Raw genomic sequence first — 26,813 nt, 5'->3', positions numbered from 1 at the left:
CTCGTACGAATCAAGGAGACACGACGTCAGCGGGCGACCAACACGATTTTCAGCCCGGAACGGGCCACCTCGCCAGAGGCGACAGGGACTAGCCCAGTGGGGTGGTCACCGTGAACGACGCGTCCGCCTTCAGGGCCGCGCTGTTGTCGTTGCGGTCGATGCGCAGCTCGTAGTTGTAGTGCCGCAGGTAGAAGCCCGGATAGTTGTACGACTCGAACGAGGTCCCGCTGCCGGTGAGCCCGGCCCGGCCGCAGAACGTGGCGTCGTTGCGGAACGTCGCCGAGCCGTCGTTCGCCGCCAGCACCAGGCGGTTGTTGGCGTGCCGCAGGTACCGGCCGGCCGGGTTGACCGACTGGAACGTGTAGCAGTTGCCGTTGGCCAGGCCGGCGCCGATCGTGAACGTCGCGTCCAGCCGGTCGGTCGGGGTGCTCACCGGCTCCAGGTAGCCGAGGCTGTTGCGGTGGCGCACGTACCGGTCGGGGAAGTTGACCGAGCGCAGGGACCGGTTGCCGGTCGGCACCGCGGTGCTGTCGCCGACGTTCTCGCGGAGCACGGTGAAGTGCCGCACGGTGCCGGACAGCCCGGGCATCTCGGTCTTGGCCGACCAGGTGTTCAGGTTGCTGCTGTCGGCGTAGTAGTACCGGCCGGCGCCGTACTGGTCGAAGTACAGCCGCCAGGAGCCGTTCGGCAGCTGCACCACGGCCGGGCCCTCCAGCCCGGAGCCCCAGCCCGCCCAGTTGCCGGTGCCGGTGAAGGTCCAGGGCCCGGTCAGCGCGCCCGCGGTGGCGTGCTCGATGTACTTGGTCGTCTCGTTCTTCACGAACGCGTGGTACGTGCTGCCGGACTTCACCACGAAGGTGTCGATGTGGTTGGCCGGGATGCCGAGCGCGGTGCGCGCGCTCCACGCGGAGAGGTCGCTGTTGGTCGCAGTGATCTTGTACGGCTGGAACTGCCCCGCCGTCCCGGTGGTCGACGCGGAGAAGATCACGTTGATGCTGCCGTCGGTGTCCTTGAACCACTCCGGCGCCCAGGTGCTGCCGGTGGCGCCGTTCAGCCCGACGGTGACGGTGCGCAGGAAGGTCCAGTTCACGTGATCGGCGCTGCGGGCGAAACCGATCGTGTTGCCGGTCCAGTTGGTGGTGTAGACGATGTAGTAGTAGCCGTCGGTGTGCCGCATGACGCTCGGGTCGCGGATCAGCCCGGACGGCGGGGTGTAGGCGTTCGCGCGGATCAGGTCGTAGTTGGTGGCGTTCGACGAGTCGTACACGTACATGTTGGACTCGCTGGAATTGGTGAACGCTGTCATCAGATAGTGCGGCGCGGGGCCGGCCGCGGCGGCGGGCTGCGGGCTCAGTCCGGTCAGCGCGGTGCCGGCCAGGACGCCGGTCACCGCCGCGGTCAGGAGCCGGCGCCGGCGCGCCGTACGGGGGATGGGCACGTGGTTCCTCCCGGGGGGGAATCGGGGCTGTCTATGTGACCGTTAACAATCGGTGACGTCGTTCATCTGACCGCAATACATCGAGCCGCGTCAAGATGTGGCGACCCCGGAGATGCGTGACGGAGCTGCTACCGGCAGACTGCCTCGGATGGAGGACGCCCAACTGCTCGGCGGCCGCTATGCGTTGCTTGACCAACTCGGGTCCGGCGGGATGGCGGTGGTCTGGCGCGCCCGCGACGAGGTGCTCGCCCGTACGGTCGCGGTGAAGGTGCTGGCCGGCCGGCACGCCGGCGAGCCGGACGCGCGCGACCGGATCCGGGCCGAGGCCCGGGCCACGGCGAAGCTCTCGCACCCCAACATCGCCCAGGTGTACGACTACGGCGAGGCCCGCGAGGACGGGGCCCCGATCCCGTACGTGGTGATGGAGCTGGTCCGCGGCAGCACGTTGCAGCACCGGATGGACTCCGGGCCGATGTCACCGCGGTTCGCGATGCGGGTCGCCGCCGAGGTGGCAGCGGCGCTGGCCGCGGCCCACTCCGACGGCCTGGTGCACCGCGACATCAAGCCGGCCAACGTGATGCTGGCCGAGACCGGCGCCAAGGTCGTCGACTTCGGCATCGCCGCCGCGATCAACCCGGCCGGCACCGGCGACGAGGAGTTCGAGGTGCTCGGCACCCCGGCCTACCTGGCCCCGGAACGCCTCATCGGCGACGGCGTCGAACCGGCCTCGGACGTGTACGCGCTGGGCGTCCTGCTGTACCGGATGGTCTCCGGCCAGTCGCCGTGGAGCGCCGACACGACCACCCAGATGCTCTCCGCGCACATCTACGTCGACCCGGAGCCGCTGCCCCCGCGGCCGGGCGTGCCCGACTACGTGACGCTGCTGTGCAACCGCTGCCTGAGCAAGGACACCACGGAACGGCCGAGCGCCCGGGAGGCGGCGGCGCTGCTCGCCCAGGGCGCCGGGCTGCGGGTCGTGGAGGACGCGCTGCCGACGGATCCGGAGGGCGGCCCGAGCCACGACAACGAGCCGTCGGTGCTGATCCGGCCGCGGGGGGTGCGGCGGCTGCCGGGTCCGCGCTGGTACGACGACCCCGCGCCTGCCGGGCCGGCCGCCGCCGCGCCCGCCGGGCCGGCCGCTGCCGCCGCGGCCGCGTCCGCCGCGCTGGCCGGTCCTGGCGCGGGAGGATCGCCGGCCGGTCCTGGCGCGGGAGGATCGCCGGCCGGGCCTGGCGCGGAGGGATCGCAAGCCGCGCCCGCGGCGGCGGGATCGCCGGCTGTCCTGCCCGTGGTGCGGCCCGCGGCCTTCGACCCGTCTCATGGCGCCGGGGAGAATGCTCCCGGCGGCCGGGCGGCTGCGGATTCGATGGCGTCTCCCGACCTGGACCCCGCTTTGGGTCAGGCCGGCGCTGTCCCCGGCCAGGCCGGTTCCGGCCGGTTCGGTTCCGCCTCCGGTCAGGCCGGCTCCGGTCTGGCTGGTTCTGCCTCCGGCCCCGGCCGCTTCGGCTCTACCCCCCGCCAAGCCGGCTCCGACCGCTTCGGGTCTGCTTCCGGGCGGGACCCGTCGGCGTCCGGCCGGTCCGGCTCCGCCCAGGACGCGGCCACCACCGGGACCTCCGGTCCGGCGGTGTTCGCCGCCGGGATGGCGTCCGGCGCCGGCAGCACGTCCGCATCGGGCCCCGCCGATGCCGACGCGTCCGCCCTCGCGCCCCGCGCGGCCGGCCACCGCGCCCCCGCGCCCGGTTCCGCCGGTACCTCCGGCCCGCACGCCGGCGGTTCCGGCCCGCACGCCGGCGGTTCCGGCCCGCACGCCGGTACCACCGGCCTGCACGCCGGCGACTCCGACCTGGCCGGCGCCGCGGCGTCCACACCCAGTCGGGCCGGCGCCGCGTCCGCCTCCGGTCCGGGCGCCAGTTCCGGTCCGGGCGCCGATTCCGGTCCGGGCGCCGCTGCCGGGTGGGGAGGTGCTGCCGGGCCGGGCGGCGCTGCCGTGGCCGGTTCCGCGGGCAAGCGCCGCCGCCCGCGCCGGCGGGCCGTGCCCGTGCTCGCGGCCGTCCTCCTGCTCGCCCTCGCCGGCCTGCTGTGGTGGCTGATCGGTTCCGGCGACGACGGCCGCACCGGGCAGACCGTTGTCGCCCCGGGAGCCAGCGGTGGGCTCGGCACCGCGGACCGCTCGGCCGGCGCCGATCCCACCGACGGCGCCACCAGCCTTCCCGCCCGGGCACAGACCCCCGGCGCGACCGCCACCACCGGTCTGCCGGTCCAGGGCGACCGGCCGCCGGCCGCCGGCGCGCCCGGCGCGCCCGGCGTCACCGCCACCACCACCCCACCGCCGGACGCGGAGGAGCCCGAGCCCACCACGACCGCCCCGACCACCGACCCGCCGGCCGAGGAGCGGACGTTCACCTCGTCCGCCGGTTCGGTCCGGGCCACCTGCCCGAGCTCGTCCACCGCGGAGCTGCTGTCCTGGTCCGCGACCAAGCCCTACAAGGTGAACGACGTCGAGGAGGGCCCCGCCTCGAGCGCGGCGGTGGTCTTCAAGCACGGCAACGAGCTGGTCCGGATGACCGTCACGTGCTCGGGCGGGGTCCCGTCCGGCGACACCTCCGAGGGCTGAGCCCGGCTCAGGGCCGCGCCGGGATCACCCCGTCCACGGGCAGCGTCGGCACGTCGACGGGGACGGTTTCCGGGTACTTCAGGCCCGTACCGGTGTTGAGCACCACCACGCTGTCGGACCCGTCGAGGAAGCCGGTCTCGCGCAGCCGGCGGGCCGCCGCCAGGCAGGCCGCGGTCTCCGGGCAGACGAAGGTGCCCTCGTCCCGGGCCACCCGGAGCTGCTCGGCCAGCAGGTCCTGGTCGCTGACCGCCACCGCGGTCCCGGCGGTGGCCCGGACGGCCTCCAGCACCAGGAAGTCGCCGAGCGCCTTGGGCACGGTGATGCCGAACGCCACCGTGTGTGCGTCCGGGAACGGCTCGCTCACGTCCGCGCCCGCCGCGAACGCCTCGACGATCGGCGCGCACCCCTCGGCCTGCACCGCCACCAGCCGCGGCAGGTCCGCGCCGAGCCAGCCCAGCTCCTGCATCTCCCGCAGCGCCTTGTAGATGCCGATCAGCCCGACCCCGCCGCCGGTGGGGTAGAGGATCACGTCCGGCACCCGCCAGCCCAGCTGCTCGACGATCTCGTAGCCCATGGTCTTCTTGCCCTCGAGCCGGTACGGCTCCTTGAGCGTGGACACCTCCTGGTACCCGGTGCGCTCCCGGACCGCCGCGTTGATCAGCTTGCCCGCGTCCCCGATCAGCCCGTCCACCAGGTACAGCTCCGCGCCGGTCGCGACACACTCGGTACGGGTGATCGCCGGCGCGTCCACCGGCATCGCGATCAGGCACCGCATCCCGGCCCGGGCCGCGTACGTCGCCCAGGCCGCGCCCGCGTTGCCGTTGGTCGGCATGGCCACGCCGGTGACGCCCAGCTCGGCCGCCCGGGACACCCCGACCGCCGCGCCGAGCGCCTTGAAGGTGCCGGTCGGTGTCAGCCCCTCGTCCTTCATGAGCAGCCCCGGCAGCCCGATGCGCGCGCCGTAGCGGGGCAGCGGCAGCAGCGGCGTCATGCCCTCGCCCAGGGTCACCCGCCGGGCGGGATCGCGGACCGGCAGCATCTCGTGGTAGCGCCACAACGTCGGCGGGCGCCCGGCGAGCGACTCGCGGGTCAGCGTCCGGCCGGCCCGTTCGATGTCGTACCGGGCCAGCAGGGGGACGCCGGCGTCGCTGACTCCCTGGACGACGTCGGCGTCGTACCGGGCGCCGGTGCGGGAGCACTCCAGGTGGCTCAGGGCGGCGGGGATCGTGGTCATGGTGATCAGCTAACGATGCCCGGGGTGGTCTCCCGCCACCGGGGTGACGGTGTCCCGCCGATGGCTTAGGGTGATGCAGTCGTTGCTTTGAGTGGTTTCGGGGGTTGATGGTGCTTCGCCGCTGGCATCTGGTGGTCTTCGTCCTGCTCGCCGCGCTGGCGCTGGCCTGCGAGGGCGCCGGGACCGCCGCGCCCGAGCCGACCGGCGCGAGCAAGGGGCTGCCCGCGTCGATGGGCGCGCTGGGCGACTCCATCACCGCCGGCTACGGCACCTGCTTCACGCTCGTCGCCTGCGGCCGCAACTCCTGGTCGACCGGCGGCAGCGCCACCGTGGACAGCCACTACCGGCGGATCCGCGACGACAACCCGGCGATCAAGGGCCGGGCGGAGAACTACGCCGTGCCGGGCGCGCTGGCCCGGGACCTCGCCGGCCAGGCCGACCGGGCGGTCGCGGACAAGGTCCAGTACGTGACCGTGCTGATCGGCGCCAACGACGCGTGCGCCGACCGGGTCGCGGACATGACCCGCACCGGCACCTTCCGCAAGCAGGTCGACACCGCGCTGGCCCGGCTGAAGAAGGGCCTGCCCAAGGCCCGGGTGCTGGTGATCAGCATCCCGGACGTCTACCGCCTGTGGGAGCTGGGCCACGACAACGAACGCGCCGTCCGCGCCTGGAGCCGCGGGGTCTGCCCGGCCCTGCTGGCCCGCCCCACCTCGACCGCGGCGGCCGACGAGGAGCGCCGCCGCCAGGTCGAAAACCGGGTCGACGCCTACAACGACGCGCTCGAGGCGGCCTGCGACAAGTACGGCCGCAGGTGCCGCTGGGACGGCGGCAGCGCGCACCGGGTGCGCTTCTCCCTCGACCTGGTCAACGAGATCGACTACTTCCACCCGGACGTCGAGGGCCAGAACAAGCTGGCGGACGTGACCTGGCCGGGCCGCTTCACCTGGTAGGGCTACGGCTTGGATGGCCCATGGTGGACGTGGTACGCGCGGTCAGGGGCGTACGGTCCAGTCCTGCACGTCGATCTGGCTGCCGCCGTACCGGGGGGCGAAGATGCTCAGGACGCCGAGCGTGCGCAGCCGCTCGTGGTCGATCAGCGGGTCGGAGTAGTAGATCGCGCCGGAGGTGTACCGCAGCGTCCAGTCGCTCCAGGCCGACGCCTTCGAGGCGGTCTGGATGTGCAGCTTGCGGGTGCTGGAGTCGCCGCTGGCCACGTAGAGGTTGTCCGCCGCGTCGACCCCGATGTCGCCGCGGCTGGAGCGCTCCAGGAACGGCGTGTACGTCTGGTGCCAGACCTTCGACGCCTTGTCCCGCCAGTAGTGCACCAGCACCGCGCTCTCCCGGGCGGCGGTGAAGTCGGAGTTGCTCGGCGCCGCCGCGGGCAGGTGCGAGGCCAGCACGTGCACGATCCCGGCCTTGTCCACGACCTGTGACTCCTGGTTGATCAGGCCGCGGTTCTGGCCGATCGCCCAGACCCGCAGCCCGGCCGAGTTCGAGATCAGTGGCGCGCTGCCGGTGGTCGCGATGACGGTGCCGGCGTTGTTGCGCCAGGTCCGGCCCTCGTCCCGGCTGTACGCGTAGAACAGGTCGTGGTTGGTGCTGGCGTTCGAGGTTTCCCGCACCGTCCACGTCGCGTGCAGCAGGCCGGTGCTGTCGTACTCCAGGCCGAACAGGTACGCGTTGTTGTTGGCCGTGGTGCCGTCGATGAACCGGCCGACGGAGGTCCAGGCGCCGTTCGCGTACTCGTAGAGCACCTCGTCGCCGGCGCCGCTGGTGCCGGTCCGCAGGGCGAGCTGCAGCTTGCCGGCCGGGGTGGTGAGGAACTGCGGGTACGTCATCGTCGGCATGCCCGCGCCGGTCAGGCTGGACACCACCGCGCCGAAGCTGCCGGTCGTCCAGGCCGCGGTGCCGGGCGAGGTGGCCAGGCCGGCCACCGACCGGCGGTAGCGCAGCACCGAGGAGTGCATGTCGAAGGCCAGGTGGATGCTGCCGTCCTGGCGGGAGATGCCGATGCTGATGGTGTTGTGCGAGTCGGTCGAGGTCGTCGCGTAGTCGGTGAGCCGCAGGTTCTGCCAGGCGCCGGCGGGCAGCTGCCGCCGGGAGAGGTTCACGTAGCCGCTCTGGTCCCAGAACGCCGTGTACTGCCAGCCCGCGATCGTGGTGATGCCGTCCTGCTGGAACGACTCCCCGTTCATGTAGCCGGTGTAGGTCAGCGCGGTGCGGCCCGTGGTGGTCAGCACGGTGACCGACGTCTGGGTCACCGCGGGCGCCGCCGCCTGTGCGGGGGAGCCGCCGAGGGCGGTGGCGACACCCAGGACGGTGGCGGCGGTCATGAATCGTTTCATCGACGACCTCAAGGGGGCTGCGGTGGGGCGCGGAAGGTTTCGCAGACGTTAAGCCGCCGCGTCCAACACAGTCAAGGGCATCAATCTCAGTGACCGGGTGCGGGTGCGTCACCCGGCTTGTGTCAGGACAAGCCGCGGCGCCGGCGGGTGGCCAGCACGGCGGCGAGCCCACCGAGCAGCAGGGCCACGCCGGCCCCGGCGACCACGGCGGTGCTGCCACCGGTCACCGGCAGGCCACCGCCCTCGCCGCCGTCGGCTCCGGCCGTGCCGCCGGTGGGTGACGGCGACGCGGTCGCGGTCGCCGGCGGGGTGGGCGAGGACGACGCCGAGGGGGTCGGCGACGGGCTGGGCGCCGGACCGTCGACGAGCTTGAGCAGGGCGGAGTTGCCGTTGGCGCGGATGTCGGCCATCGGCAGGGCGCGGTTCTGCAGGCCCACCTTGCCCTCGGTGCCGCGGGTGACCGCGGCGCCCGGCGACTTGAAGAAGTCGATCGTCTTGCGCAGGCCGCCGCGCGCGTCCGCCCAGCTCTTGCTCTGCCAGCGGAACGGGATGCCCCAGATCCGCTCGGGCACGGCGTCGCGCTTGACCGTGAGCATGGTGGTCGCGAGGGTCAGCCCGCCGTAGCCGGGCAGCGTGGCGTCGAACTCGCACCAGGCCATCGGCCCGTCGGGGCCGGTGGTGTACCAGCAGTTGCTGTAGCGGTGGGTGAACTCCACGTCGCCGTACGCCTCGACCTGGGCGACCAGCCCCCGCACGGGCGCCTTCTGCACGCTGATCACGCCGATCGGCGCCACCACCTCCTCGCCGCGGTGCACGTCGTAGACGACCTTGCTGTAGAGCTCGTCCTCGACCTGCTCGGTGACCGCCTCCAGCAGCGCGGGATCCGGGGGTGCCGCGGCCGCGGCGCCGGGCGCGGCGGTGAGCACGACCAGGACCGTCGTGACCGCCAGCGCGAGTCGGTGGTGCGGGCGAGCGGCCATGACTACGGCTCCCGGGATCGGTGACACGAGGTACGGGGACCGGATGTTACAACCTCGTGACGCGTACCGGTGCCCGCTCGCCCGGGGGTCCTAGATCACCAGGTCCAGCGCGCTGCCGATCCGGCCGACGTCCGCACCGGTGTTGCCGCTCGCCTGGCGCTGCTGCAGGGAGTCGGTCTCGGAGCGGGTGAGGATCGCCTTGTCCTTGGCGGCGACCTTCTCGGCCGCCTTCGCCGCCAGGTCCTCCGCCAGCTTCAGCTGGACCCGCTGGAACTCGGTCCGGGCGGTGTTGGTGCTCGCGTCCGCCGAGCCGATCGCCTCGACTGCCATGGTGTTCCCCTGTCCTCGTTGCTGACTGTCGGGGGACCCCATCGTCCGGCGTCCGGCGATCTTCACCATTATTCGGCTGGCAATCGGCTGGGAGCCCGGCGCCGGGCGTGTTCCCAGGTGTCCCGCAGGGCGGTGCCGCGCAGCGCGGCGTTGATGCCGAGCCAGCGCAGCGGCTCCGGCTCCCAGCGGCGCGAGCGGTGGCCGGCCCAGGGCAGCCGGGTCAGCTCGGAGTCCGTACCGGTGATCAGGTCGGCCAGGGTGCGGCCGGCCAGGTTGGCCGCCGCCACGCCGTCGCCGACGTAGCCGCCGGCCCAGCCCATGCCGTCGGCGAGCCCGACCGAGGGCATCCAGTCGCGCGGGATCGCCAGCGGCCCGCCCCAGCGGTACGCGACCGGCGGGTTGATGCCGAACAGCTCGGTGAGCGCCCGGCGCAACGCGGCGAACACGGCCGGCTCGAGGTCGTAACCGGGCCGGACCCGGGAGCCGAAGTGGTACGGCGCGCCCCGGCCGCCGAACGCCAGCCGGTCGTCGGCGGTGCGCTGGCCGTAGACGATCAGGTGCCGGTGGTCGGTGAACGTCTCGCGCCGGGCCAGGCCGATCCGCTGCCACACCTCGGCCGGCAACGGCTCGGTGGCGATCATCAGCGAGTACACCGGCGCCAGCGTTCGGCGGTGCCCGGCCAGGCCGGCGGTGTAACCCTCCAGGGCGCGGACCACCACGTCCGCGCGTACCGTGCCGTGGTCGGTGAGCACCGAGCCGGCGGAGAGCCGCAGCGCCCGGGTGTTCTCGTAGATCGTGACGCCCCGCCGCTCGACCGCCGCGGCCAGGCCGCGGACCAGCGCCGCGGGCTGCACCGCGGCGCAGTCCGGGCTGAACGTGCCGCCGACGACCCCGGTGGCGCCGCACTTCTCCCGGGCCGCCGCGGCGTCCAGCAGCGTCAGGTCGAGGCCGTACTCCCGGGCCGTGGCCGCCTCCGCCTCGGCGCGGCGCAGCTGGGCCGCGGACCGCGCGAGCGCGACCGTGCCGCCCTTGGCGAAGGCGCAGTCGATGCCCTCGGCCGCGGCGGCCCGGCCGACCTCGTCGACGGTCCCGGCCAGCGCCCGGTGCATGGCGATCGCCTGCTCCCGGCCGTGCCGCCGGGCCAGCGCACCCACCGGTACGGGGAAAAGGCCCGAACACCACCCGCCGTTGCGCCCCGACGCGCCGAAGCCGGCGTGCTCCGCCTCCAGCACCGCGATCCGCAGCGACGGGTCCGCCCGGGCCAGGTAGTACGCGGTCCACAGCCCGGTGTACCCGGCGCCGACGATCGCGACGTCCACGCCACGGTCGCCGGGCAGCGCGGGCCGCGCCGGACCGGGCCCGCCCAGCGCCGCCTGCCAGTACGAGGAGCTCAGAGCTTGGTCCACGCCTCGGTCAGCACCCCGCGCAGGACCTGCTCGATCTCGGCGAAGTGCTCCTCGGTGCAGATCAGCGGGGGCGCGAGCTGGATCACCGGGTCGCCGCGGTCGTCGGCGCGGCAGTACAGCCCGGCCTCGAACAGCGCCTTGGACAGGAACCCGCGCAGCAGCCGCTCGGCCTCGTCGCCGGTGAACGTCTCCTTGGTCGCCTTGTCCTTGACCAGCTCGATGCCGAAGAAGTAGCCGTCGCCGCGCACGTCGCCGACGATCGGCAGGTCGCTGAGCCGTTCCAGATAGGACCGGAACAGCGCCGAGTTGGCCCGGACGTGGCCGTTGAGGTCCTCGCGCTCGAAGATGTCGAGGTTGGCCAGCGCGACCGCGGACGCCACCGGGTGCCCGCCGAAGGTGACGCCGTGCGAGAACGAGTTGTCGCCCTGCAGGAACGGCGCGATCAGCCGATCGGAGGTGATCATCGCCCCCAGCGGCACGTAGCCCGAGGTCAGGCCCTTGGCGCAGGTGATGATGTCGGGGGTGTAGCCGAACCGGGTGGAGCCGAAGTACTCACCGAGCCGGCCGAACGCGCAGATCACCTCGTCGGAGACGAGCAGCACGTCGTAGCGGTCGCAGATCTCCCGGACCCGCTGGAAGTAGCCGGGCGGCGGCGGGAAGCAGCCGCCGGCGTTCTGCACCGGCTCCAGGAACACGCAGGCCACCGTGTCGGGGCCCTCGAACTCGATGGCCTCGGCGATCCGGTCGGCGGCCCAGATGCCGAACTGCTCCTCGCTCATCGACTCGTCGGGACGCCGGTAGTAGTTGGTGTTCGGCACCTTCAGCGCGCCCGGCACCAGCGGCTCGAACTCCTGCTTGATCAGCGGCAGCCCGGTCAGCGACAGCGCGCCCATGGTGGTGCCGTGGTAGGCGATGGACCGCGAGATCGCCTTGGTCTTCATCGGCTTGCCGGTCAGCTTGAAGTAGCTGCGGGCCAGCTTCCACGCGCTCTCCACCGCCTCGGAGCCGCCGGTGGTGAAGAAGACCCGGTTCAGGTCGCCCGGGGTCAGCCCGGCCAGCCGCTCGCTCAGCTCGACCGCGGTCGGGTGCGCGTACGACCAGAGCGGGAAGTAGGCCAGCTCGGAGGCCTGCTTGGCGGCCGCGTCGGCCAGCTCGCCGCGGCCGTGCCCGGCCTGCACCACGAACAGCCCGGAGAGCCCGTCCAGGTAGCGCTTGCCGTGCTGGTCCCAGATGTACGGCCCGGAGCCGCGCACGATGACCGGCACCTCGCCGGCGTGTGCCCCGGTGTACGACGACATCCGGGTGAAGTGCATCCACAGGTGGTCGCGGGCGGAGCCGGACAGGTCCTCGGTCATCTGGTCCCCCATGCGTAGGTCTGCTTGGCGAGCTTGAGGTACATGAAGGTCTCCGTGGCGGTGACCCCGGGCACCGTGCGGATGGCCTCGTTGAGCAGGTGCAGCAGGTGCTCGTCGTCGGTGCAGACGAGCTCGACCAGCAGGTCGTAGCCGCCGGCGCAGATGACCACGTAGTCGACCTCGGGGATGGCGGCCAGCTGGTCGGCGATCACGCGCATGTCACCGACGCACTTGACGCCGACCATGGCCTGCCGGGCGAAGCCGAGCATGAGCGGGTCGGTGACCGCGACGATCTGCATCATCCCGCCGTCCAGCAGGCGCTGCACGCGCTGGCGCACGGCGGCCTCCGACAGCCCGATGATCTTCGCCAGCCCGGCGTAGGACATCCGTCCGTCCCGCTGCAGGTGGTCGATGATCTGCTTGTTCACGTCGTCCAGCGCCAGGTCCGTCACGCAGCGATTCTGGCGTGCGGTCCGGCGGATGGCAACGGAATCCGTCGGCGCATTCCGGACACTCCCGCGAATCCGTGGCGGCGCGGACCGTGCTCTGTGGACCGCCGGGCGGTGGCCGTGACGAGGTGGTGACGCTGTGCTCATGCGATCGGCTTCCGTGGTTCGGGGGTAACCCTGCTGACTGCGTTTATCGCAGAATCTTGGCCCATTGACAAGTGTTTCCGTCGCGATAGCGTGCTGGCAACACGTTTTCGGTTCCTTTTGTGGAGAGGCCATGCCATGCGCGTACTGCTCGTCGGCGCCGGCGGGGTGGGCGCCGCCGCCGTCGGCATCGCTGCCCGCCGCGACTTCTACGACGTCTTCGTGGTCGCCGACTACGACCTCGAGCGCGCCCGCGCCGCGGTCGCCGGGCGCGACGGCTTCGTGGCCGCGCAGGTCGACGCGTCGTCCGCCGCCGCGGTGACCGCGCTCTGCCGGGAGCACAAGATCACGCACGTGCTGAACGCCGTTGATCCCCGGTTCGTCATGCCGATCTTCGACGGCGCCTACCGGGCCGGCGCGCACTACCTCGACATGGCGATGTCGTTGTCGCGCCCGCATCCCGACGAGCCGTTCTCCCGCACCGGCGTGAAGCTCGGCGACGAGCAGTTCGCCGCCGCCGACGACTGGCGGGACGCGGGCCGGCTGGCGCTGGTGGGCATGGGGGTGGAGCCCGGTTTGTCCGATGTGTTCGCCCGGTACGCGGCCGACCACCTCTTCTCCCGGATCGACGAGATCGGCATCCGCGACGGCGGCAACCTGGTCGTGGCCGGCTACGACTTCGCGCCCTCGTTCTCGGTCTGGACCACGATCGAGGAGTGCCTCAACCCGCCGGTGATCTACGAGGCCGGCCGCGGCTGGTACACCACCGAGCCGCTGAGCGAACCCGAGGTCTTCGACTTCCCCGGCGGCATCGGCGAGGTCGAGTGCGTGCACGTCGAGCACGAGGAGGTGCTGCTGATCCCGCGCTGGGTCGACGCGCGGAAGGTCACCTTCAAGTACGGGCTGGGCAAGGAGTTCATCGACGTGCTGAAGACCCTGCAGAAGCTGGGCCTGGACCGGACCACGCCGGTGCGGGTCGGCGGCGTGTCGGTGTCACCGCGTGACGTGGTGGCCGCCTGCCTGCCCGACCCGGCCGGCCTCGGCGACCGGATGACCGGCAGCACCTGCGCCGGCACCCTGGTCAGCGGCGCCGGCCCGGACGGCGGACCGCGCACGGTGTACCTCTACCACGTCGTCGACAACGAATGGTCCATGCGCGAGTACGGCTCCCAGGCAGTCGTCTGGCAGACCGCGGTCAACCCGGTCGTCGCCCTGGAACTGCTGGCCACCGGGGTGTGGCAGGGGGCCGGCGTCCTCGGCCCGGAGGCCTTCGACGCCGTGCCCTTCCTGGAGCTGCTCACCGCGTACGGCTCACCCTGGGGGATGCGCGAGCAGTGACTCGGCCAGGATGTCCAGGCCGCGCGCCACCTGCTCCTCGCCGATCACCAGCGGGGGCAGGAAGCGCAGCACGTTGCCGTACGTGCCGCAGGTCAGCACCAGCAGCCCGGCGCCGTGGCAGGCCCGGGCCACCGCCGCCGTGCGCAGCGGGTCGGGGTCGAGCGAGCCCGGCTTGACCAGCTCGATCGCCAGCATCGCCCCACGCCCGCGCACCTCGGCGATGCCCGGGTCCTGCTTGGCCAGCGCGGTCAGCCGCAGCAGGAACTGCGCCTCCAGCCGCTTGGCGGCCGCGTTGAGGTCCAGCTCGTGCATGGTCTCGATGGCCGCCAGCGCGGCGGCGCAGGCGATCGGGTTCCCGCCGTAGGTGCCGCCCAGCCCGCCCGGGTGCACCGCGTCCATCAGCTCGGCCCGGCCGACCACCCCGGCCAGCGGCAGCCCGCCGGCCATCCCCTTCGCCGTGGTCACCAGATCCGGCTCCACGCCCTCGTCCGCGCAGGCGAACCACGATCCGGTACGGCAGAAGCCGGTCTGCACCTCGTCGGCGATGAACACCGCACCGGCCTCCCGGGACCACGCGGCGAGCGCGGGCAGGAAACCCGGCGCCGGCACCACGAAGCCGCCCTCACCCTGGATCGGCTCGATCAGCACCGCCGCCACGTTGGCCGCGCCCACCTGCTTGGAGATCACGTCGATGGCCCGGGCCGCCGCCTGCGCCCCGGACAGCCCGCCGTCCCGCAGCGGGTACGACATCGGCGCCCGGTAGACCTCCGGCGCGAACGGCCCGAACCGGTGCTTGTACGGCATCGACTTGGCGGTCAGCGCCATCGTCAGGTTGGTCCGCCCGTGGTACGCGTGGTCGAACACCACCACCGCCTGCCGCCCGGTGGCGTGCCGGGCCACCTTGACCGCGTTCTCCACCGCCTCGGCACCGGAGTTGAACAGCGCGGCCCGCTTGTCGAACCGGCCCGGGGTCAGCGCCGCCAGCTGCTCGCACACCGCCACGTACGACTCGTACGGGGTGACCATGAAGCAGGTGTGGGTGAACCGCTCGACCTGCTCGCGCACGGCCGCCACCACCCGCGGCGCCGCGTTGCCGACGCTGGTGACCGCGATGCCGGAACCGAAGTCGATCCACTCCCGGCCGTCCACGTCGTGCAGGCTGCCGCCCGCGGCGTGGTCCACGTAGGACGACACCATCGAGGTGACGCCCCGGGCGACGGCCGCGTGCCGGCGCTTGTGCAGCTCCTCGGACGACGACATCCTCAGCCCTCGAGACTGTGCATGACGTGCTTGATCCGGGTGTAGTCCTCCAGGCCGTACACGGAGAGGTCCTTGCCGTGCCCGGAGTGCTTGAACCCGCCGTGCGGCATCTCCGCGACCAGCGGGATGTGGCAGTTGACCCAGACGCAGCCGAAGTCCAGCCGCCGGGTCATCCGCATCGCCCGGCCGTGGTCGCGGGTCCACACCGAGGAGGCCAGGCCGTACTCGACGCCGTTGGCCCAGCGCACCGCCTCGTCCTCGTCGGTGAACCGCTGCACGGTGATGACCGGCCCGAACACCTCGTCCTGGATGATCTCGTCGGTCTGCTTCAGGCCGGCGACGACCGTGGGGGAGTAGAAGTAACCGCGCTCGCCGACCCGCCCGCCACCGGCCTCCAGGCTGGCGTGATCGGGCAGCCGGCTGATGAAGCCGCCGACCCGGTCCAGCTGGCGCGCGTTGTTCAGCGGGCCGTAGAGCACGTCCTCGTCGTCGGGCGGGCCGGTGCGGGTGCCCCGGGCCTGCTCGGCCAGCGCCGCCACGAAATCGGTGTAGACGCCGGGCGCGGCCAGCACCCGGGTCGCCGCGGTGCAGTCCTGCCCGGCGTTGAAGTAGCCGGCCTCGGCGATCGCCGCGGCGGCCGCCTCGATGTCGGCGTCGTCGAAGATCACCACCGGGGCCTTGCCGCCCAGCTCCAGGTGGGTGCGCTTGAGGTCGGCCGCGGCGGCCGAGGCCACCTCCATGCCGGCCCGGACCGAGCCGGTGATCGAGACCATCCGCGGGGTCGGGTGCGCCACCAGCGCGCGGCCGGTGTCCCGGTCGCCGACCACCACGTTGAGCACGCCCGGCGGCAGGAACTCCGCGGCGATCTCGGCCAGCATGATCGTGGTGACCGGGGTGGTGTCCGAGGGCTTGAGCACCACGGTGTTGCCGGCCGCCAGCGCCGGCGCCAGCTTCCACACCGCCATCATCAGCGGGTAGTTCCAGGGCGTCACCTGCGCACACACCCCGACCGGCTCGCGCCGCACGTAGCTCTCGTAACCGGTCAGGTACTGACCGGCGGACCGGCCCTCCAGCAGCCGGGCCGCGCCGGCGAAGAACCGGATCTGGTCGACCGCCGGCGGCAGCTCCTCGCTGGCGGTCAGCCCCAGCGGCTTGCCGGTGTTCTGCGACTCGGCGGCGACCAGCTCGTCGGCCCGCGCCTCCACCGCGTCGGCGAACCGCAGCAGGGCCCGCTGCCGCTCGGCCGGGGTGGTGTCGCGCCAGGTGGAGAAGGCGGTCTCGGCCGCCCGCATCGCCCGGTCGACGTCGGCCTGCCCGGACACCGGGGCGGCCGCGAAGACCTCGCCGGTGGACGGGTCGATCAGGTCCTCGTACCGCCCGTCGGCCGGTCCGGCCGCCGCACCGTCGATGAAGTTGGTCAGCACGCGCTTGGTGGTGCTCATCCGGCCTCCCGCAGAGATATCACGCCTCGCGGAGACATCTTTTCACCGAATCCGCAGCAGGCAAGGGCTGCGAGGACTGTTTCCGTGGCGCTACCGCGGCGGCCCGGCGCTCGCCCGGCGCAGCGCCAGCCCCGCTGCGCCGCCGGCCGGGATGATCAGCCAGCAGGAGAGCAGCCGGTAGACCAGCACGGCGGCGGCCGCGCTGACCGCGGTGGCGCCGGCCGCGGTGAGCCCGGCGACCAGGGCGGTCTCGATCACGCCGACCCCGCCCGGGGTCAGCGGCACCTGCCGGACGATCTGCACGCCCAGGTAGATGCCGGCCAGCGTGGTCACCCCGACCGGCAGCCCGAACGCACGGCACGCGGCGGCCAGGCAGAGCAGGTCGGTCAGCCAGTTCACCGCCGCGTACGCCAGCGCCGCCGCCCAGTCCCGCACCCGCAGCCCGGCCCCGGCCCGCCAGGCGTCGCGGCCCGAGGTCAGCAGCCGGGTGATCAGCCGTCCGGCCCGGCCGACCCGCGCCGGGCCCGCGGGAGTCCGCTGCGGGCGGGCGCCGTACCGGCGGCCGAGCACGATGCCGGCGGTGGTGATCCCGGCGAGCGCCGCCACCACCGCGAGCGGGCGCCAGCTCAGGTAGGCGCCGGGGTCGCGCGCCACGAGACCGGCGCCGCCGGCCACGTACAGCAGGGTGAGGCCGCCCAGCGAGGCCAGCCCGGAGACCACCGCGGACGCGGCGCCGATCCGCCGGGACACCCCGGCCTTCTGGTACTCGCGGATCGCGTACGCGGTGGACACGGCCGCGCCGGCGGGCAGGCTGATCGACAGGGCCGAGCGGGCCAGCGTGATCGCCAGCAGCCGGCGGACCCGCAGCCGCACCCCGAGGTCGGCCAGCAGGCGCCGCTGCTGGCCGGCGAACGCGACCAGCGACACGACCTGGAGCAGCGCGGCGAGGGCGATCCAGCCGGAGTCGGCGCCGGCCAGCGCGGCGACGAACGCGCGCGGGTCCGGCAGCCGCCCGCGCAGCCCGACCACCGCCAGCGCGACGACCGCGACGGCGATCGCGGCCAGGCGCAACCGGCGGGAGACGCCCGCGGGCGCCGAGACCTCCGCCGGGCGCTCCCGCACCTCGGACGGCGGACGCGACATCGCCCGATCCTCGCAAACGAGATCCACTCCGGCCGGCGGGGTCAGGCCGGCCCGGCGTCGCCCCCGTGCGCATCGACGTGCTCGAGCACCGCCGGATCGGCGCTGCGCAACCGGTCGACCTCCTCGCCCGCGTCACAGGTGAGCAGCGCGATCTCGACGGAGTCCGGGGTGCGCACCAGCACCCGCCAGGTGGCGCCGGACTCCTCCCAGCGGCGCAGCCGGGCCAGCGCGTCGTTCACGGCAGCAGCTCCGGCAGCGCGACGTCCGGGTCGGCGAGCCGGGCCGGGTCGGGGGCGTGGCCGTCCAGGCCGGCCCGGACCAGCGCCTGGATCTGCTCGGTCACGTCCCACACGTTGACGTTCATGCCGGCGGCGACCCGGCCGTCGACCGTCCAGAACGCGATGAACTCCCGGCCCTGCTCGTCGCCGCGGATCACCACCTGGGCGGCGGCGCCGGGCGGCACCCAGCCGGCGTACTCCATGCCCAGGTCGTACTGGTCGGTGAAGAAGTACGGCAGCCTGTCCCACACGGCGTCCTGGCCGAGCATCGCGCGCGCCGCGACCGGCCCGGAATGCAGCGCGGTGTCCCAGTGCTCGACCCGGATCCGGCTCCGCAGCAGCGGATGGTCGACGTTCGCCACGTCGCCGGCGGCGCAGATGTCCGGGTCGGCGGTGCGCAGATGCCGGTCGACCAGCACGCCGTCGTCGACCGGCAGCCGGGCCTGGTCGGCCAGGCCGGTGTTCGGCTCGACGCCGACGGCCACCAGCACGACGTCGGCGTTGATGGTCGCCCCGTCGGTGAGCACGACCTGGGCCACGTCCGGGCCGCCGCGCAGCTCCCGCACCCGGGTGCCGAAGCGGAACTCCACCCCGTGCTCGCGGTGCAGGCCCAGGAAGACCTTCGCCAGGCGGTCGCCGAGCACCCGGCGCAGCGGCAGCGCGGCGGGCGTCACCACGGTGACGGTGGCCCCGCGGAGCCGGGCCGCCGCGGCGACCTCCAGCCCGATCCAGCCGGACCCCACGACCACCAGCCGGGTGCCGGCCTGCACGGCCGCCGCGATCCGGTCCGAGTCGGCCAGGGTACGCAGGGAGAACACGTTGCCGAGCCCGGCGCCCGGCACCCCCAGCCCGCGCGGCGAGGCGCCCGTGGCGAGCAGCAGCTTGTCGTACCCGAGGTCGTCACCGTCGGAGAGGCGGACCCGGCGTTTGTCCGCGTCGATCGCGTTGACGGTGGTGGCCGTGCGCAGGTCGACGTTCTGCGCGGCGTACCACTGCGCGTCGTGGACGTAGGCCTGCTCGCGCTGGGCGGTGCCGAGCAGCAGCCCCTTGGACAGCGGCGGCCGCTCGTACGGGATCTCGGGCTCGGTGCCGATCAGCGCGATCCGGCCGCGGAAGCCCTCCGCGCGCAGCGTCTCGGCGGCCTTCGCGCCGGCCAGTCCGGCACCGGCGATGACAAATGTGCGGTCCTGGAGCATGGCACCCTCCTCTGCGGACACCATGTCACGACTCTCGGGGTCGTGTCGGGGTCAATCCCCGATGTGTGCACGGGGTGCCCGGCGGCAGGCTGCAGACATGCCGCGACTCGTCAGGTTCTGCGCCTTCGCCGCCCCCGCCCTCATGCTGGTCTACGCCCTGCTCCGGGTGGTGGACGGCCTGGACGGCGACCGGCACAACGGCCCGGCCTGGGACCTCGGCCACCTGGCCTTCTTCGTCGCCATCGCGTTGTTCGCGGTGCTCGCCCTGGCGCTGCGGGCGCTGGACCGGCCCGCCACCGCCCGGCGCGTGCTCGTCGACGCGGCGACGGCCGCCGTGCTGGCCGGCGCGGCGTGCTTCCTCTGGGTGATCACCGGCGACCTGTCCGCCGGCTTCCACGAGGCGGCGCCGCTGCCGGCGGCGCTCGAGCTGATCGGTCCGCTGCTGTTCCAGGCCGGCCTGCTGATCCTGCTGGTCCGCCTGGTGCTGGCCGGCCGGCTGCCGGCCTGGAGCCCGATCGTGGTGCTGCTGGGCTTCGCGGCGATCGGCATCAACCTGGACCTGCTGCCGCTCGGCTCGGTGCTGGTCCTGGCGGCGCTGCTGCCGCTGGCGCTCGGCCGGTCTGAGGGTAGCCTTACCCGGACCGCCGGCCAGTAGGGAAGTGTTGTCATGGCGAACAGGCCCGTCCGAGCCGCCACGATCGGGGAGGTCACCCGGGTCGAGCAGCTCACGCCGCACATGGTCCGTGTTGTCGTCGGCGGTGCCGGCCTGGCCGGGCTCGACGCCGGTGCCCACACCGACCACTACGTCAAGATCCTGTTCCCGCCGCCCGGGGTCACCTACCCGGAGCCGTTCGACCTCGCCGTGATCCGCGAGACGCTGCCACGGGAGCAGCAGCCGGTGGTCCGCACGTACACGGTGCGCCGCTGGCGGCCCGAGGTGCCGGAGCTGTGGCTGGATTTTGTCGTGCACGGCGCCGCGGGCATCGCCGGGCCGTGGGCTGCGACCGCGCGGGTCGGCGACCCGGTCCGGTTCCTGGGCCCGGGCGGCGGCTACGCGCCGAATCCGGCGGCCGGCTGGCACCTGCTGGCCGGCGACGAGAGCGCGCTGCCGGCAATCGCGGCGGCGCTGGAGGCCATGCCCGCGGGCGCGACGGTGAAGGCGTTCATCGAGGTCGAGAACGCGGCCGAGGAGCAGAAGCTGGAGACCGCCGCGAACGCGGAGATCACCTGGCTGCGCCGCGACGGCCGCCCGGTGGGCGAGGCGCTGGTCGCGGCGGTCCGCGGGCTCGCGTTCCCGGCCGGGCAGGTGCACGCGTTCGTGCACGGCGAGGCGGGCTTCGTCAAGGACCTGCGCGCGCTGCTGCGGGTCGAGCGGGGGCTGCCGATGCAGCAGCTCTCCATCTCGGGCTACTGGCGCCGCGGCATGAACGAGGACGGCTGGCAGTCGAGCAAGCGCGAATGGAACCAGCAGGTGGAGAGCGAGCAGGAGCCGGCCGCGAGCCGGTAGCGCCGTCGCGACAAGCCGGCCGCCTGGCCCGGCGGGCCGGCTCGTCGCGTGTTCAGTGGCGCGGGGCCGGGTGGCTGATCAGTCGGCTCCTCGTGGCGAAGATGCGCCCGTGGGCCTACGTGATCGGTGGCCTACCGGGGGCTGTTCGGTCCCTCAAGCAGCCCCACGATGCGGGCCATCCCGGCCTTGACGGCCGTCATGTCGGACTTGAGCCCCGACACGTCGGCCTTGATCCCTGTCATGTCGGCCTTGATCCCCGTCATGTCAATCTTGAGGCCCGCCACGTCGGCTTTGAGGCCCGTGACGTCGGTCTTGATCTGCGCTACGTCGGCCTTCAGTTCCGCCGCGTCGGCTTTGTGCTCGTTGTAGTGCGCTACTTGTGTCTCCCTCAACGCGTTCAGCATCCTGGTGTGGGAGCGAAGCTCGGAGCGGACCTCAGCGACGTCGTGGTCCGCGCCGGCGGCCAGCGCCCGGGTCGCGACGGCTTCGGCTCGCAGAAGTGAAATTTCGGCCTCTATGGCGGCGTGGCGCCGCTCGTGATCGTCAAAGCTGCTCACTCCGAAACCGTAGCGGATTTCGCCCGCAGGCGCTAGTCATGAGACAACTGGTTATGTGTCAACGGGCCAGGCTGCGCCGTCGCGGGGGAGTCGGCCGTCCTCCGGGGCTGGGCCGCTGGTGAGCAGCACCTCGCCGGCGGGTAGCCGGGCCTGGTGCAGCTGGGTCAGTCGGTCGTGGCGCGTCGCCGCGGCCGTCGGCGAAGTGGAAGCGCGCCCAGCCCGGCCACGTAGCTCATGGGCCACGCCGTTCATGTCCAGATTGTTTCCCTACGACGGCGATGTAATTGCACGACAGTTTCTGCAAAGTCTTGCATGGCCCGTCTGCCGGAGGTTAGCGTGCGTCGTCGCCCTGCCATCGGAAGGCCTCAATGTGGAAACCCTCCAGCTCGGACGGCGTCTGACGCTCGTCTGGTTTGTCATCATGGGCGTGGTGCTGAGTGTCGCCGCGGCCGTGCCCGCCCGCGCCGCCGGCCCCGCCGAGCCCAGCGCCGCCGCCCTGGCGAGCTGGGGCTTCGACGCCGAGCCCGGGCCCGCCGAGCAGTTCTACTTCGTCCTGCCGGACCGGTTCGCCAACGGCGACCCGTCCAACGACACCGGCAAGCTGCCCGGCGACCGGCTCGCCACCGGCTACGACCCGGCCGACAAGGGCTTCTATCACGGTGGTGACCTGCAGGGGATCATCAACGGGCTGGACTACATCCAGGGGCTGGGCACCACCGCCATCTGGCTCGCCCCGGTCTTCAAGAACCGCCCGGTGCAGGGCAGCGGCGCCGACATCTCGGCCGGCTACCACGGCTACTGGATCACCGACTTCACCCGGGTGGACCCGCACTTCGGCACCAACGCCGACCTGGAACGCCTGGTCAAGCTCGCGCACCGGCGGGGCATGAAGATCTACCTGGACATCATCGTCAACCACACCGCGGACGTCATCAAGTACGCGGAGAACAAGTACGACTACCTCGACAAGGCGACCTCGCCCTACACCGACGCGCGGGGGCGGGAGTTCGAGGACCGCAACTACGCCGACGGCACCCGGGCCTTCCCGGAGCTGAACGACCAGTCGTACCCGTACACGCCGGTGATCGACGCGAAGGACACCAGCGTCAAGAAGCCGGGCTGGCTCAACGATCCGGCGATGTACCACAACCGGGGTGACTCGACCTTCGTCGGCGAGAACAGCGAGTACGGCGACTTCGTCGGCCTCGACGACCTGTTCACCGAGCGGCCCGAGGTGGTCGCCGGCATGACGAAGATCTACGGGGACTGGATCGCGAAGACCGGCATCGACGGCTATCGACTCGACACGGTCAAGCACACCAACCTGGACTTCTGGCCGCAGTTCGCCGAGGGCATCAACAAGGCTGCCCGCAAGGCCGGCAAGAAGGACTTCTTCATGTTCGGCGAGGTCTACAGCGCCGACCAGGAGATCGAGTCCACCTACGTGCGCCGCGGCGGCCTGCCCGCGATCCTCGACTTCTCCTTCCAGGCGGCCGCGAAGTCCTTCGCCGCCGACGGCGCCTCGGCCAAGGTGCTCCAGGACCTGTACGCCAAGGACGACCTCTACACCACCGACGACACCGGCGCCGACCGGCTACCGACGTTCCTGGGCAACCACGACATGGGCCGGATCGGCTCGTTCATCGCCGCCAAGGAGCAGGACCCGGCCGTCCAGCTGCGCCGCGACCAGCTCGCCCACGAGCTGATGTTCCTCACCCGCGGCCAGCCGGTGATCTACTCCGGCGACGAGCAGGGCTTCACCGGCCCCGGCGGCGACAAGGACGCCCGGCAGGACATGTTCGCCAGCAAGTCGGCGGACTACCTCGACGACGACCTGATCGGCACCGACCGCACGCACGCGGTCGCCAACTACGAGACCGGCCATCCGCTCTACCGGGCGATCGGCGCGTTGGCCGAGCTGCGCAAGGCCCACCCGGCCCTGGTCACCGGCGTGCAGGTCGACCGGTACGCGAGCGACGGCCCCGGCGTGTTCGCCACCTCCCGGATCGACCGCAAGGCCCGCACCGAGTACGTGGTGGCGACCAACAACGCCACCACCCCGCAGGCCGTCACCCTCGACACCTGGACGCCGAGCGGCTCCTTCGCCGGCATCTACGGCGCCACCGGCACGACGGCCACCGGCGCCGACGGCAAGCTGACCGTCACCGTCCCGGCGCTGTCCTCGGTGGTCCTCAAAGCCGCCGAGCCGATCGCGCAAGCCGGCCGAGCGCCGACCGTGGAGGTGCAGGCGCCCGGTGCCCTGGTGCCCACCCGCACCGAGCTGACCGCGACCACCACCGGCGACCCGCTCGCCACGGTCACCTTCGCCGCGCAGGTCGGCGACGGCCCGTGGCGGCTGCTCGGCACCGCCGACAAGGCGCCCTACCGGATCCACCACGATCTGACCGGCCTGGCCGGCGGCACCCCGGTGCAGTACAAGGCGGTGGTCCGCGACGGCCGCGGCCGGCTCGCCGTCTCCGGCACCCGGATCAAGGTCGGCACGCCGCCGGTGACCGCCGGCCCGGACTACGCGATCGTGCACTACCAGCGCCCCGCCGGCGACTACGACAACTGGGGCCTGTACGCCTTCGGCGACGTCGAGACCACGACCACCTGGCCCGCCGGGCAGCCCTTCGACGGCGTGGACGCGTACGGGAGGTTCGCCTGGGTGAAGTTGAAGCCCGGCGCGAAGAACGTGGGCTTCATCGTGGTCAACAAGGACGGCGTGAAGGACGTCGACGCCGACCGCTTCCTGGACCCGACGAAGACCCCGGAGGTGTGGCTCAGACAGGGCGACGCCACGGTCACCACCACCGGGCCGGCCGCCGAGCAGGACCCGGACACGGCGATCCTGCACTACCGCCGCGCCGACGGCGACTACGCGGGCTGGGGGCTGCACGTGTGGGACGGCGCCGCGACCGGCACCGATTGGTCCGCGCCGCTGCAGCCCGCCGCCACCGACAAGTTCGGCGTGACCTTCCGGGTGCCGCTGGCCGCCGGCGCCACCGGGCTCAACTACATCATCCACCAGGGCGACACCAAGGATCTGCCCGACGACCAGCGGCTCGACTTCGCCAAGGCCGGGCGGGAGGTGTGGCTGCTCTCGGGCGTACCGGACAGGTTGTTGCCCGTGGTGCGCAAGGCCGGCGGCGGTGTCGCGGACCTCGGCAAGTCCGCCGCGGTCTGGATCGACCGCGGGACCATCGCCTGGAAGGCGGGCACCGGCAGCTCGCTGGAGCCGGTCGGGGCCGGCACCGACGGCCGGGTCTACGACCTGGTCTACGCCCCCGAGGGCGGGATGAGCATCGTGGAGGGTGAGCTCACCGGCCCGCACGGCAGCGTCCGCCTCGACGCCCGCCGCAACGGGCTGACCGAGGCGCAGCGGGCCAAGAACCCGCACCTGTGGCAGTATCCGGCGTTCCGGCTGCGGGACACCGCCAAGGTCAAGGACGTGCTGCGCGGGCAGGTCGCGGTCACCGAGCGCGACGCCGAGGGCAAGTTGCTCTCCGCGACCGGCGTGCAGACCGCCGGCGCCCTGGACGACGTCTACGCCGCCGCGGCCCGGGCCGAGCTCGGCGCGACCATCCGGGGCGGGCGGCCCACGCTGGCGGTATGGGCGCCGACCGCACGCACCGTGGCACTGGAGCTGTTCGACAACCCGGCGGCGACCGCGAAGCAGGTCGCGATGACCCGCGACGCGGACACCGGCGTCTGGTTGGTGCGCGGCGGCAAGGACTGGACCGGCAAGTACTACCGGTACCGGGTCACCGCCTGGCAGCCCGCGGCGAACAAGGTGGTCACGGCCTCGGTCACCGACCCCTACTCGGTGGCGCTGTCCACCGACTCCAAGCACAGCCGGATCGCCGACCTGTCCCAGGACAAGCCGGCCGGCTGGGACAAGCTGCGCAAGCCCGCCTACACCCCGGGCAAGCTCCAGGTCTCCGAGCTGTCGGTGCGGGACTTCTCGATCGCCGACAGCACGGTCCCGGCCGCCGCCCGCGGCACCTACCGGGCCTTCACCGACCCGCGCACCGCGGGCATGAGGCAGCTGAGGGCGCTGGCCGATGCCGGCACCACCCATCTGCACCTGCTGCCGGTCTTCGACTTCGCCACCATCCCGGAGCAGCGCGCCGACCAGCAGCAGCCGGCCTGCGACCTGGCGGCGCTGCCGCCCGACTCGGCCGAGCAGCAGAAGTGCGTCGCGGCGGTGGCCGCCAAGGACGGCTACAACTGGGGGTACGACCCGCTGCACTACACCGCCCCCGAGGGCGGCTACGCCGTCGACCCGGACGCGCGGACCAGGGAATTCCGCGAGATGGTCGCCGGGATCAACGCCGGTGGGCTGCGCGTGGTCATGGACGTCGTCTACAACCACACCTCGGCGGCCGGCACCGACCCGCACTCGGTGCTCGACCAGATCGTCCCCGGCTACTACCAGCGGCTGCTGGAGGACGGCACGGTGGCGAACTCCACCTGCTGCGCCAACACCGCGCCCGAGCACACCATGATGGGCAAGCTGGTGGTGGACTCCCTGGTCACCTGGGCCAAGGAGTACAAGGTCGACGGCTTCCGCTTCGACCTGATGGGTCACCACCCGAAGGCGAACATCCTGGCCGTGCGGGCCGCGCTCGACAAGCTGACGGTCGCCCGCGACGGCGTCGACGGCAAGAGCATCTACCTGTACGGCGAGGGCTGGGACTTCGGCGAGGTCGCGGGCGACGCCCGCTTCGTGCAGGCCACCCAGCAGAACATGGCCGGTACGGGCATCGGCACGTTCAACGACCGGCTGCGCGACGGCGTCCGCGGCGGCGGCCCGTTCGACGACAACCCGCGGATCCAGGGCTTCGGCTCGGGGCTGTTCACCGACCCGAACGGCGACCCGGTGAACGGCACCGCGGCGGAGCAGAAGGCCCGGCTGCTGCACCACCAGGACCTGATCAAGGTGGGGCTGGCCGGCAACCTGGCCAAGTACCGGTTCACCGGCTCCGCGGGCACGGCGGTCACCGGCGACCAGATCGACTACAACGGTCAGCCGGCCGGCTACACCGCGGCGCCCGGCGAGGCGATCACGTACGTGGACGCGCACGACAACGAGATCCTGTACGACGCGCTCGCGTACAAGCTGCCGCAGGCCACCTCGGCGATCGACCGGGCGAAGATGCAGTCGGTGGCGCTGTCCACCACCGCGCTCGGCCAGGGCGTGGGCTTCCTGGCGGCGGGCAGCGAGCGGCTGCGGTCCAAGTCGCTGGACCGCAACTCGTTCAACTCCGGCGACTGGTTCAACGAGATCACCTGGGACTGCGCGAAGGGCAACGGCTTCGGCCGCGGCCTGCCGCCGGCGGCGGACAACGAGGCCAAGTGGCCGTACGCCAAGCCGCTGCTGGCCGAGGAGAAGCTGGTGCCCGGGTGTGACGCGGTGAACCTCGCCGACGCCCGCTACCGGGAGCTGCTGGCGATCCGGAAGTCGTCGCCGGTGTTCGGCCTGCCGACCGCGGCCGAGGTGCAGAAGCGGCTGTCGTTCCCGCTCTCCGGGGCGGCCGAGACGCCCGGCGTGATCACCATGCGGCTGGACGGGCGCGGGCTCGACCGCCGCTGGAAGTCGGTCACGGTCGTCTTCAACGCCACCCCGGCGGCGGCGCGGCAGACGGTCCCGGCGCTCAAGGGCGCCAGCATCGGCCTGCACCCGCTCCAGCACGAGCAGGCGTCGTTCGACCGGGCCACCGGCACCTTCACGGTGCCGGCCCGGACCACGGCGGTGTTCGTCCAGGACTGATCGCCTCTGGACGTAGGG

The 26,813-nt window shown here is 72.8% G+C and carries 20 protein-coding genes; 6 read left to right on the top strand and 14 right to left on the bottom strand.

Features of this window, described 5'->3' with window-relative positions; all coding sequences use genetic code 11:
- Window positions 1–88: 88 nt before the first annotated feature.
- On the bottom strand, window positions 89–1,438 hold the full coding sequence (locus ACIBQZ_RS06120; RefSeq protein WP_396087348.1) for an AbfB domain-containing protein: 1,350 nt from the start codon (window positions 1,436–1,438) through the stop codon (window positions 89–91).
- Window positions 1,439–1,586: 148 nt separating this feature from the next.
- Between ACIBQZ_RS06120 and ACIBQZ_RS06115 the strand changes: the two genes are divergently transcribed.
- Window positions 1,587–4,055 (top strand): protein kinase, encoded by a 2,469-nt coding sequence (locus ACIBQZ_RS06115; RefSeq protein WP_396087347.1) that lies wholly within the window; start codon window positions 1,587–1,589, stop codon window positions 4,053–4,055.
- 7 nt (window positions 4,056–4,062) lie between these two features.
- Here ACIBQZ_RS06115 and ACIBQZ_RS06110 read toward each other — a convergent pair whose 3' ends face one another.
- Entirely contained in the window at window positions 4,063–5,289 is a 1,227-nt protein-coding gene (locus tag ACIBQZ_RS06110) for a threonine synthase (protein WP_396087346.1), read from the bottom strand.
- Window positions 5,290–5,399: 110 nt separating this feature from the next.
- On the opposite strand from ACIBQZ_RS06110, the gene ACIBQZ_RS06105 reads away from it, so the two are divergent.
- Window positions 5,400–6,242 (top strand): SGNH/GDSL hydrolase family protein, encoded by an 843-nt coding sequence (locus tag ACIBQZ_RS06105; protein ID WP_396087373.1) that lies wholly within the window; start codon window positions 5,400–5,402, stop codon window positions 6,240–6,242.
- 42 nt (window positions 6,243–6,284) lie between these two features.
- Here the strand turns inward: ACIBQZ_RS06105 and ACIBQZ_RS06100 are convergent, their stop codons facing one another.
- The 6 genes from ACIBQZ_RS06100 to ACIBQZ_RS06075 all read right to left on the bottom strand — a co-directional run bounded on the left by ACIBQZ_RS06100 (window position 6,285) and on the right by ACIBQZ_RS06075 (window position 12,145).
- A complete protein-coding gene (locus ACIBQZ_RS06100) occupies window positions 6,285–7,637 on the bottom strand; it encodes a BNR repeat-containing protein (RefSeq protein WP_396087345.1) in 1,353 nt (450 codons plus the stop codon).
- Between the two features lie 122 nt (window positions 7,638–7,759).
- Window positions 7,760–8,617 (bottom strand): hypothetical protein, encoded by an 858-nt coding sequence (locus ACIBQZ_RS06095; protein ID WP_396087344.1) that lies wholly within the window; start codon window positions 8,615–8,617, stop codon window positions 7,760–7,762.
- A gap of 90 nt (window positions 8,618–8,707) precedes the next feature.
- The gene (locus tag ACIBQZ_RS06090; protein WP_396087343.1) at window positions 8,708–8,947 is read right to left on the bottom strand and encodes a hypothetical protein; all 240 of its coding nucleotides are present in this window, start codon (window positions 8,945–8,947) and stop codon (window positions 8,708–8,710) included.
- A gap of 68 nt (window positions 8,948–9,015) precedes the next feature.
- Window positions 9,016–10,353, bottom strand: a complete 1,338-nt coding sequence (locus tag ACIBQZ_RS06085) for an NAD(P)/FAD-dependent oxidoreductase (protein ID WP_396087342.1) — start codon at window positions 10,351–10,353, stop codon at window positions 9,016–9,018.
- On the bottom strand, window positions 10,338–11,720 hold the full coding sequence (locus tag ACIBQZ_RS06080; protein WP_396087341.1) for an aspartate aminotransferase family protein: 1,383 nt from the start codon (window positions 11,718–11,720) through the stop codon (window positions 10,338–10,340). Before ACIBQZ_RS06080 ends, ACIBQZ_RS06085 begins: the two co-directional genes overlap by 16 nt.
- Complete coding sequence (locus ACIBQZ_RS06075; protein WP_396087372.1) at window positions 11,705–12,145, bottom strand: Lrp/AsnC family transcriptional regulator; 441 nt, start codon at window positions 12,143–12,145, stop codon at window positions 11,705–11,707. Before ACIBQZ_RS06075 ends, ACIBQZ_RS06080 begins: the two co-directional genes overlap by 16 nt.
- Before the next feature lie 294 nt (window positions 12,146–12,439).
- Here ACIBQZ_RS06075 and ACIBQZ_RS06070 point away from each other — a divergent pair, with 294 nt between their 5' ends.
- A complete protein-coding gene (locus tag ACIBQZ_RS06070; RefSeq protein WP_396087340.1) occupies window positions 12,440–13,639 on the top strand; it encodes a saccharopine dehydrogenase family protein in 1,200 nt (399 codons plus the stop codon).
- Here the strand turns inward: ACIBQZ_RS06070 and gabT are convergent.
- The 5 genes from gabT to ACIBQZ_RS06045 form a co-directional block, all read right to left on the bottom strand.
- Complete coding sequence (gene gabT / locus ACIBQZ_RS06065) at window positions 13,613–14,899, bottom strand: 4-aminobutyrate--2-oxoglutarate transaminase (protein WP_396087339.1); 1,287 nt, start codon at window positions 14,897–14,899, stop codon at window positions 13,613–13,615. The genes ACIBQZ_RS06070 and gabT overlap by 27 nt on opposite strands.
- Before the next feature lie 2 nt (window positions 14,900–14,901).
- The gene (locus ACIBQZ_RS06060; RefSeq protein WP_396087338.1) at window positions 14,902–16,341 is read right to left on the bottom strand and encodes a gamma-aminobutyraldehyde dehydrogenase; all 1,440 of its coding nucleotides are present in this window, start codon (window positions 16,339–16,341) and stop codon (window positions 14,902–14,904) included.
- Window positions 16,342–16,431: 90 nt separating this feature from the next.
- Window positions 16,432–17,484 (bottom strand): YbhN family protein, encoded by a 1,053-nt coding sequence (locus ACIBQZ_RS06055; protein ID WP_396087337.1) that lies wholly within the window; start codon window positions 17,482–17,484, stop codon window positions 16,432–16,434.
- Between the two features lie 41 nt (window positions 17,485–17,525).
- The gene (locus tag ACIBQZ_RS06050; protein WP_396087336.1) at window positions 17,526–17,723 is read right to left on the bottom strand and encodes a hypothetical protein; all 198 of its coding nucleotides are present in this window, start codon (window positions 17,721–17,723) and stop codon (window positions 17,526–17,528) included.
- Complete coding sequence (locus ACIBQZ_RS06045; protein WP_396087335.1) at window positions 17,720–18,982, bottom strand: NAD(P)/FAD-dependent oxidoreductase; 1,263 nt, start codon at window positions 18,980–18,982, stop codon at window positions 17,720–17,722. The genes ACIBQZ_RS06050 and ACIBQZ_RS06045 overlap by 4 nt, the downstream gene beginning before the upstream one ends.
- Before the next feature lie 73 nt (window positions 18,983–19,055).
- Between ACIBQZ_RS06045 and ACIBQZ_RS06040 the strand changes: the two genes are divergently transcribed.
- Both ACIBQZ_RS06040 and ACIBQZ_RS06035 read left to right on the top strand, forming a co-directional pair.
- Entirely contained in the window at window positions 19,056–19,613 is a 558-nt protein-coding gene (locus ACIBQZ_RS06040) for a hypothetical protein (RefSeq protein WP_396087334.1), read from the top strand.
- Between the two features lie 12 nt (window positions 19,614–19,625).
- A complete protein-coding gene (locus ACIBQZ_RS06035) occupies window positions 19,626–20,465 on the top strand; it encodes a siderophore-interacting protein (RefSeq protein WP_396087333.1) in 840 nt (279 codons plus the stop codon).
- Window positions 20,466–20,596: 131 nt separating this feature from the next.
- On the opposite strand, the gene ACIBQZ_RS06030 is transcribed toward ACIBQZ_RS06035, so the two are convergent.
- Window positions 20,597–21,022, bottom strand: coding sequence for a hypothetical protein (locus ACIBQZ_RS06030; protein WP_396087332.1), 426 nt, complete (start codon window positions 21,020–21,022; stop codon window positions 20,597–20,599).
- 421 nt (window positions 21,023–21,443) lie between these two features.
- Between ACIBQZ_RS06030 and pulA the strand changes: the two genes are divergently transcribed.
- Window positions 21,444–26,795 (top strand): pullulanase-type alpha-1,6-glucosidase, encoded by a 5,352-nt coding sequence (gene pulA / locus ACIBQZ_RS06025; protein ID WP_396087371.1) that lies wholly within the window; start codon window positions 21,444–21,446, stop codon window positions 26,793–26,795.
- Window positions 26,796–26,813: the final 18 nt, after the last annotated feature.

This window comes from Actinoplanes sp. NPDC049599 (assembly GCF_044465625.1).
Lineage (GTDB): Bacteria > Actinomycetota > Actinomycetes > Mycobacteriales > Micromonosporaceae > Actinoplanes.
Note: the sequence above shows the minus strand (reverse complement) of the source record. Positions and strands in the feature narration are given on the sequence as shown.